This window comes from Pseudoxanthomonas mexicana (assembly GCF_001556105.1).
Taxonomy (GTDB): domain Bacteria; phylum Pseudomonadota; class Gammaproteobacteria; order Xanthomonadales; family Xanthomonadaceae; genus Pseudoxanthomonas_A; species Pseudoxanthomonas_A mexicana_A.
Map to the genome: position 1 here is coordinate 63,957 of NZ_LSIF01000099.1, position 8,118 is coordinate 72,074.

Sequence of the window (8,118 nt, forward strand, 5' to 3'; positions counted from 1 at the left end):
TCGTGATCGTTGCCGTGGTGGTGCGTCAGGCCGCTTCGCGCGGCTGGCGCTTGTGCTGCGGCAGGTCGTAGAAGCTGGCCGCGCGCAGTTCGTGGGTCTCGAAGTCGTCCACCGTGATCGTATCCAGCGTGATCGCACGCAGTTCTTCCAGCAGCTTGCGCTCGTCGGCGGTGATCCAGCCCTCGCGCACGCCTTCGTCCAGCTGCGCGCTGTAATCCAGCGCCTCGATGTCCTTGGTCTTCAGCGCCTTCAGGAACTTGCGTTCGACCGGCTCGGCCGCGACGGCGGTAGCCAGATAGCTGTCGATGCGGCCGCCGGGGTTGTTCTCGCACGGGGTCAGGAACACGCCGTGACCCAGGCGGTCGCGCGCTTCGTTCGGTGCCATCAACAGCATGGCGACGCGATGGCTCAGGCGGTCGCCCGGGGCCACGGCACGACGGCCGAACGGGAACACCACCGGCCACAGCAGCCAGCCCAGCGGCTTGATCGGGAAGTTGCGCAGCGCCTGCGACAGCGCCAGTTCGATCTCGTACGCACTGTTGTGGAAGGCCCAGGCCAGCAGCGGCTTGTCGGCTTCCGGCGTGCCCTCGTCGTGATGGCGCTTCAGCACCGCGCTCATCATGTACAGATGGCTCAGCACGTCGCCGAGGCGACCCGACAGCGATTCCTTGAACTTCAGCTTGCCGCCCAGCGCGCCCAGCGAGACGTCGGTCAGCAGCGCCAGGTTGGCGGCGTAGCGGTCGAGCTTGCGGAAGAACTTCTTGGTGTACGCATCGCCCGGTGCCGCGCCGATCTTCGAACCGGTGATGCCGAACCAGAACGAACGCACGGCATTGGAGATCGCATTGCCGATGTGCGGGTACAGCACCGCGTCCAGCATGGCGATGCCGGCCTTGGTGTCCGGGTCCTGCGCCGCGCGCATTTCCTTGATGATGTACGGATGGCACAGGATCGAACCCTGGCCGAAGATCAGCAGGCTGCGCGTCATGATGTTCGCGCCTTCCACCGTGATGGCGATCGGCGAGGCCTGCCATGCGCGGCCGGCGAAGTTGCGCGGGCCCAGGATGATGCCCTTGCCGCCGACGATATCCATGACGTCCTTGGCGACGTCGCGGCCCATGTTCGTGCAGTGGTACTTGGCGATGGCCGACGGTACCGACGGCACGTCGCCACGGTCCACGGCCGCTGCGGTGGCCTGCGACAGCGCACTGATCGCGTAGGCCTTGCCGCCGATGCGGGCCAGGGCCTCTTCCACACCTTCGAAGCGGCCGACCGACAGACCGAACTGCTTGCGGATGCGCGCATACGCGCCGGTGACGCGCGCGCCGGCCTTGGCACCGCCGCTGGCGGTGGAGGGCAGGGTGATCGAGCGGCCCACGGCGAGGCACTCGTTGAGCATGTTCCAGCCCTTGCCGGCCATCTCCACGCCGCCGATCAGCTGGCTGAGCGGGATGAACACGTCCTTGCCGCGCACCGGGCCGTTCTGGAACGGCGAGTTGAGCGGGAAGTGGCGGCGACCGACTTCGACGCCGTCGGTATCGCGCGGCAGCAGCGCCAGCGTGATGCCGATGTCGCGCGTGTCGCCGATCAGCCCGTCCGGGTCGTACATGCGGAATGCCAGGCCGATGATCGTGGCGACCGGTGCCAGCGTGATGTAGCGCTTGTCGAAGGTCAGGCGGATGCCTAGCACGTTGGCGCCGTTCCACTCGCCCTTGCAGACGATGCCGTAGTCGGGGATCGAGGTCGCATCCGAGCCGGCGAACGGACCGGTCAGGCCGAAGCAGGGCACTTCCTGGCCGATCGCCAGGCGCGGCAGGTAGTGATCCTTCTGTTCCTGCGTGCCGTAAAGGTTGAGCAGCTCACCCGGGCCGAGCGAGTTCGGTACGCCGACGGTGGAGCTGACCACACTGCTGACCGAAGCGATCTTCTGGATCACCTTGTGGTGCGCCAGCGCGGAGAAGCCCAGGCCGCCGTACTGCTTCGGGATGATCATGCCGAAAAACCTGTTCTTCTTGATGTAGTCCCACAGCTCCGGCGGCAGGTCGGCGTGGACGTGGGTGATTTCCCAGTCGTTGATCATCCTGCAGAGATCTTCCACCGGGCCGTCGAGGAAGGCCTGCTCTTCGGCGGAAAGCTGCGGCTTGGGATAGGCCAGCAGCTTGTTCCAGTCCGGGTCGCCGGTGAACAGGTCGCCTTCGAAACCGACCGAGCCCGTTTCCAGCGCGATGCGCTCGGTCTGCGACAGCGGCGGCAGCGCGCGGCGCAGGAAGCCCAGCGCCGGCGCGGTGATCAGCGGCTTGCGGATCGCCGGGATCAGCAGCGGCAGCGCGATCGCCACCACGACCAGCGCCGCGACGATGGTGGCGGTGGGGTTGGCGCCCAGCAGCCAGCACGCGACCAGCAGGCTGGCGGTGATCGCCGCCCAGTAGGCGAGCCGGATCCGGTGGTAGGCGGCGAATGCGCCCGCCAGCAGGAAGGCGAGGAAGGGGATGACGATGCTCATGGCGTTGTTGCTCCGGACACGGATTCGGTTACATCGGATTCGGCATTACCGGGCGCGGCCGACAGGCCTGCCAGGTATTCCAGCACGGTGGCGGTAAAGGCGTCGTTGTCGTCGCCGGCCACCATGTGCGTGGCCTGCGGCAGGTGCACGTGGCGCGCGTGCGGCACCAGCAGTTTGAACTCGTCGACGGTCTTCTCGGAGACCAGGTCGCTGCGGCCGCCGCTGATCAGCAGCACCGGGCACTGCACCTGGCGCGCGGCGTCGGCGATCGCGTCCTGGTGCTGCGCACTGTCGCGCGCCAGTTCGTCCACCAGGCGTGGATCCCAGTGCCAGCGCCAGCGCCCGTCGCTGCCTTCGCGCAGCAGCTCGCGCAGGTCGTCGGCCGATTTGCGCGTGCGGCGCTGCGGCTGGTAGGCGGCGATGCTGTCGGCGGCATGCTCCAGCGAGTCGAAACCGTCCGGAAACGCGGTCATGAAGGCGAGGATGCGCTGCAGGCCGGCAGGCTCCCAGCGCGGGGTGATGTCGACCAGCACCATCGCGCGGAACAGGCCCGGCCAGCGCGCTTCCGCGATCAGCCCGAACAGCCCGCCCATCGAGGCGCCCACCAGCACGGGCGGCTCGGGCTGTTCGCCGGCCACCACGATCAGATCGTCGGCGAACTGGTCGCCGGTATAGGGCAGAGCGGCGGCGTTGCGGTCGGAGCCGCCATGGCCGCGGGCGTCGTAGGCCAGGCCGCCATAACCCTGCGCCGCCATCCATTCGCCGGTGCGGTTCCAGGCGCCGGCGGTCTGGCCGAAGCCATGCGCATAGATCAACGCAGGGTGTGCCTGCAGCGCACCGGGCGAGGCGTAATGGCGGATCGAGAGCGACGAATTCCCCTGGCCGCGAATCACGCGATTCGCTCCTGCGTCATTGATGCAGGAGGAGGGCGTAAGGACGGGAGAGGCGGGTGTCACCATACGGGCTAGTATGGGCTGTCGCATTTAGAGCAGTCAATCGGTTTGGTATTCGGGTTTCACATGCAACCGATTGATTTGTCTTTATTTGTTGTGCGCCGCAACATACATACCGCTACACACCGCGGCGTATGGTTAAATGCGGACCATGAGCACACCCAGCCCTGAAACGCCCGCCACTGCCCCCGCCCGCAACGCGCGCCTGAGCGCCGATGACTGGGCGCAGGCCGCGCTCGACCTGATCGCGGAGCAGGGGGTGTCAGCGGTGGCGGTGGAACCGCTGGCGCGGCGGCTGGGGGTCACCAAGGGCAGCTTCTACTGGCATTTCCCATCGCGCGACGCGTTGCTGCAGGCCGCGCTGGAGCGTTGGGAAGCCGGTGAGCAGGAGAACATCTTCGGCAGCCTGGAAAAGGTCGCCGATCCGCGTGAGCGCCTGCGCGCGCTGTTCCAGCTGGTCGGGCACGAGGTCAAACCGCACATCATCTATAGCGAGCTGCTGAAGGCGCTGGATCATCCCGCCGTGCAGCCGGTGATCGACCGCATCTCCCAGCGCCGGCTCGACTATCTGGTGGCGATGTTCCGCCAGGCGGGCCTGCAACGCACCGACGCCACGCACCGTGCGCGCCTGGCCTATGCGGCCTACGTGGGCTTCCTGCAGCTGTCGCTGCAGCTGCAGCAGCCGCGCATGACTTCGGAAGAATTCGAGACCTACCTCGAACACGTTATCTCGACATTGATCCCGACCTGACGGATCGCGCGGGCGTCCCGCATGGTTCACAATCCGCGCATGCTGTCGCTCTGCGGCCTTTGGGTGGCGACGGCGTTGATGGTCGCGGCAACGATGTACGTCAGCCTGGATGCCCGTTACTACTTCTTCCACGACGGCGCGCAGCGCGCGGTCTGGGAATGGGCGCCGGCAGGCCCGCTGACCATGCTCGCCATCATCCTGCTGGAAGCCGCCGTCATGGCGGCCGTCATCGCACTCAAGCGTCCCGGCGCGCTGTGGCTACGCGCACTGCTCGCCCTGTTGCCGATGCTCCCGTGGGCATTCGTGTCGAGCATGTACGTCGTCCACGCGCCCGGCTACGTGATGCTGCACATCCTGTGGTGCTGGCTCTTGGTGATGGTGCTGGCTTTGATGCTGGTGGTGTCGGCGGGCGCGGATCTGTGGCGCCGCTGGAAGGCGTGAAACACGCTAGTAGGGTGGGCCTTGGCCCACCGCATGCGGTTAGGGAACTCCCAGGCTGGCGGACCAAGGCTCACCCTAAGACGCAGCAGACACCTCCCGCTTCAACTCCGACAATCGCACGATCACGTACGCCAGCAGTGCCACCGCGAAGAACGCCAGCAGCATCCAGGCGATGCCCTGCAGCGTCTCGATGACGGTGCGGTAGACCTCCAGCACCCAGCGCTCGGTGGTCAGCGCGATGATCTCCGCCTTGTCCTTCTCCATCCACTGCGGCGCGGTGATGTACCGCTCCAGCTCGTGGATGCGCACGCCGGACGACACGCCGACCACGAGCGTGGCGAACTGCATGTAGCGCAGCCACGCCTTGCTGATGTCGTCGGCGATGATGCGGGTGAGGATGCGCTCAATCGGTTTCGAGAACATCCACGTGACGCCCCAGGCCACGGCGGCGGACAGCAGCAGGGTGACGGCGAGCAGGGTCAGGAACATGGGACGCTCCGGAAGGAAGGGTTCACATGGGAAGCCGCGGTATGCACGCCCAAAGGACGATGGCCATAGCGCTGCTCCCCAACAGCGCGATGAAGGACCACGTATTGCTGCGTGAGGGCAGCCGGCGCGACAGGGCGACCCGCAGTGAGAAGAGCATGCCGGTGACCACCCCCAGCAGGGGCAGCTCCAACAGATTCGACAGCGATTTGTCGCCGTCCGCGAGCACCACCAGCAGCAGCCAGAGGCCACCAGGCATCACAAGCTGCAAGCCATCCCAGGCATGTCCGCGTACACCTCGCCCGAGGAGCAGGTAGGACGGCACGCCAATCGTCACCACGGGGATGGCGAACATCGCGTGCAACTGCAAAAACTCTGCGAGCTCAAGCATGTCGCCGCCTCATGCCGGCCCCATAACCCGCTGCCGCACACCACTCCGCCACTCCCGCTGCTCGCGCACATACCCGCCGCGTTCCAGCCACCGGAAGATCGCGCGGACAGTGACGACGGGATAGTCGCCGCCAAGTCGTGTGGCGACAGAGTGATCGGTGAAGTCGGTGTTGGCGGAGAACAGGCCGCCGAGCACGCGCTTGGAATAGGCGATGTGCACGGTGTCGGGCACGAAGCCGTCGCCGCGCGCGAATGCGTACGCGCTGCGACGGTCGTAGATGCCGCGGTCGGCGAGGGCGGCGGCCATCACTTCCACGATCCACGCGGTGGAGTTCTGGTAGTCCTCGCTGCCCGGACGCGCGATCAGGTTGTAGCGCGGGTGGTGCAGGCTGTGGCGCGGCATCTGCTGCAAGCGCGCGGCCAGCCGATCGGCGGCGTCCGGCGGAAACCACACGATGCGCAGGTCCTGGTTCACCAGATCGTCGGAGAAGAAGTTCACCAGCCCCTGTGCATACAGGCCCGAGCGATCGCTGCCGCATTCGTTGAGCAGGTGCACCACGGTCCAGCGCCCGTGCGCGTGGTCGCGCACCGCGAAGCCGGCATGGCTGTAGACCAGGCCCTGCTTGGACAGGTCGGTGCCGACGCGTGCGATCAGCGCGACCGGCGCGTCCACCTCATCCAGTTGCTGCGCTGCCAGCAACGCCGTGCGCGCGGCCTCGGCCACCTTGTACGGCGGCATCTCCATCTGCTTGCAGGCATCGCCCCCGCGTGCCGTCCCTGGCAACACGAGGGCGATGACGAGACACAGCACCGCGAGCGCGCGCATCGCGCTCAACCGCCGTAGCGATGGCTGTGGATATGCGGACGTGCGGCGTCGTTGGCGATGAAGCACAACGCCTCGCCGGCCGCACTGAGGATCCAGCCGGTCGACACCGCCGCGACGCTGATCGCCGTGCCTATCGCGATGCCCAGCCGCTTGATCGCTTCCGCACTCAGGTAGACCACGAACGAAGCGCCGGCCACCACGCCCGCCGCCGCGACGGACACGGTCACCGCCACGCTGCCGGCGACGACCGCCACGCCGGTGACCACGGCCGAGGCGCCGTGGCCGAGTGCGTGGATCACCGCGACCGGGACTTCGATGGAGGCCTCCAGGCTGGCCTGCGACAGCCGGCTGGCGCCATCGGACTGCGGCGCGGCCTGCGCCGGGAGGGTGAGGCCGCCGGACAGCGCGGTGGCCAGGGCAAGGGTCAGCGAGCGGGCGAGCAGGTGGGTCATGGCACGGTCTCCGGGGTCGGCCGCACCATGGGCGCGGCCGGCGGCGGTGTTCAACCGGCATCGACGAGGTAAGCTCCGGCGCAACAACGGGTATAGGAATCCGCTACCGATGGCCGTCTCCGTCGACCTGATCGATGCCCTGAAGCGCTGCCTGCGCGCGCAGAACCTGACCTATCGGGAACTCGCCACACGCATCCGCATGAGCGAAGCGGCGGTCAAGCGCATGTTCTCGCGCCGCGCGATGAGCCTGCAGCGGCTGGAACAGATCTGCGAGGTGCTCGACGTTGGCTTGGCCGAACTGAGCGCCGAGGCCTCGCGTGGGCGCAAGGCGATGGCGCTGCTGAGCGAAGCGCAGGAACAGGCGCTGGTCGACGAACCGACGCTGCTGCTCGCGCTGTTCCTCACCCTCAACCGCTGGCGGCAGGACGACGTGATGGGGCACTTCGGCTTCACCCCGGCGCAGTGGACCGGGCTGCTGGTGAAGCTGGATCGGCTGGAGATCATCGAACTGATGCCGGGCAACCGCGGCCGCGCGCTGACGGCGCGCAACTTCCGCTGGCGCGCCGACGGGCCGATGGAGCGCTACTTCCGCCACACGCTGCTGACCGATTACTTCGCCGATCCCTTCGATGGCGAACAGGACGCACTGCTGCTGCTCAGCGGCAGCCTCAGCGTCGACGGCATCAAGCAGCTGCGCCAGCGGCTGGAGGAGGTGGCGCGCGAGTTCGACGCCCTGCTGGCCCGCGATGCCACCCTGCCGGCCGAGGATCGCGTGGGCGTCAGTCTGGTGCTGGCGCAGAAGCCGTGGCTGTTGCAGCTGTTCAATCCGTACCGGCGCTCGCGCGAGGCGTGACCGATCCGGGGGAGATCGAGCTCGGAATCCCGATGATCGAGCTCGGAGCCCCATCGATGGAGCTCGGAATCCCATCGGTCGAGCAACCGAGGGCCATCGATGGAGCAAAACGCGTCATCGATCGAGCTCCACGGGCCATCGATCGAGAAAAAAGCCCCATCGATGGCCCTCTGAGCTCCATCGACATGGCCTTCGGAGCCCCATCGATGGGCCTTTTTGCTCCATCGACGGTGTCCAGAGCTCCATTCATGGCGCTCCGGGCTCCATCGATGGTTTTCCGAGCCCGATCGATGGCTTTCCGAGCCCGATCGATGGCTTTCCGAGCTCCATCGATGGCCCTCCGCGCCCTGCGTATGGGGCTCCGAAGGCCATTGATGGCTTCCTGCCCCCTCACCCCAACCCTCTCCCCCGCAGGCAGGGGAGAGGGGGCGATGTGCCTTTCCTCTTCTCCCCCGCGTGCGGG

General features: G+C 67.2%; 9 protein-coding genes. 3 read left to right on the forward strand and 6 right to left on the reverse strand.

The window, feature by feature from the left end:
• Window positions 1-25: 25 nt before the first annotated feature.
• A complete protein-coding gene (locus AX730_RS17210; protein WP_062358424.1) occupies window positions 26-2,503 on the reverse strand; it encodes an acyl-CoA dehydrogenase in 2,478 nt (825 codons plus the stop codon).
• Entirely contained in the window at window positions 2,500-3,462 is a 963-nt protein-coding gene (locus AX730_RS17215) for an alpha/beta fold hydrolase (protein ID WP_083538045.1), read from the reverse strand. The genes AX730_RS17210 and AX730_RS17215 overlap by 4 nt, the downstream gene beginning before the upstream one ends.
• Before the next feature lie 145 nt (window positions 3,463-3,607).
• Here AX730_RS17215 and AX730_RS17220 point away from each other — a divergent pair, with 145 nt between their 5' ends.
• The gene (locus tag AX730_RS17220) at window positions 3,608-4,207 is read left to right on the forward strand and encodes a TetR/AcrR family transcriptional regulator (RefSeq protein WP_232310291.1); all 600 of its coding nucleotides are present in this window, start codon (window positions 3,608-3,610) and stop codon (window positions 4,205-4,207) included.
• A 39-nt stretch (window positions 4,208-4,246) separates the two neighbouring features.
• Window positions 4,247-4,648: a hypothetical protein gene (locus tag AX730_RS17225; RefSeq protein WP_157074324.1), complete on the forward strand. Its 402-nt coding sequence runs from the start codon at window positions 4,247-4,249 to the stop codon at window positions 4,646-4,648.
• Window positions 4,649-4,723: 75 nt separating this feature from the next.
• Here the strand turns inward: AX730_RS17225 and AX730_RS17230 are convergent, their stop codons facing one another.
• From AX730_RS17230 to AX730_RS18635, 4 genes are read right to left on the reverse strand one after another with little or no spacing between them, the layout of a single operon-like run.
• Window positions 4,724-5,137, reverse strand: coding sequence for a hypothetical protein (locus tag AX730_RS17230; protein WP_062358427.1), 414 nt, complete (start codon window positions 5,135-5,137; stop codon window positions 4,724-4,726).
• Between the two features lie 22 nt (window positions 5,138-5,159).
• Entirely contained in the window at window positions 5,160-5,525 is a 366-nt protein-coding gene (locus AX730_RS17235; RefSeq protein WP_062358428.1) for a hypothetical protein, read from the reverse strand.
• Window positions 5,526-5,534: 9 nt separating this feature from the next.
• Window positions 5,535-6,350 carry a DUF2145 domain-containing protein gene (locus AX730_RS17240; protein WP_062358429.1) on the reverse strand — a complete coding sequence of 272 codons (816 nt, stop codon included), beginning with the start codon at window positions 6,348-6,350 and terminating at the stop codon, window positions 5,535-5,537.
• A gap of 5 nt (window positions 6,351-6,355) precedes the next feature.
• Window positions 6,356-6,802 carry a hypothetical protein gene (locus AX730_RS18635; RefSeq protein WP_198147238.1) on the reverse strand — a complete coding sequence of 149 codons (447 nt, stop codon included), beginning with the start codon at window positions 6,800-6,802 and terminating at the stop codon, window positions 6,356-6,358.
• Window positions 6,803-6,911: 109 nt separating this feature from the next.
• Between AX730_RS18635 and AX730_RS17250 the strand changes: the two genes are divergently transcribed.
• Window positions 6,912-7,655, forward strand: coding sequence for a helix-turn-helix domain-containing protein (locus AX730_RS17250; RefSeq protein WP_062358431.1), 744 nt, complete (start codon window positions 6,912-6,914; stop codon window positions 7,653-7,655).
• Window positions 7,656-8,118 lie beyond the last annotated feature (463 nt).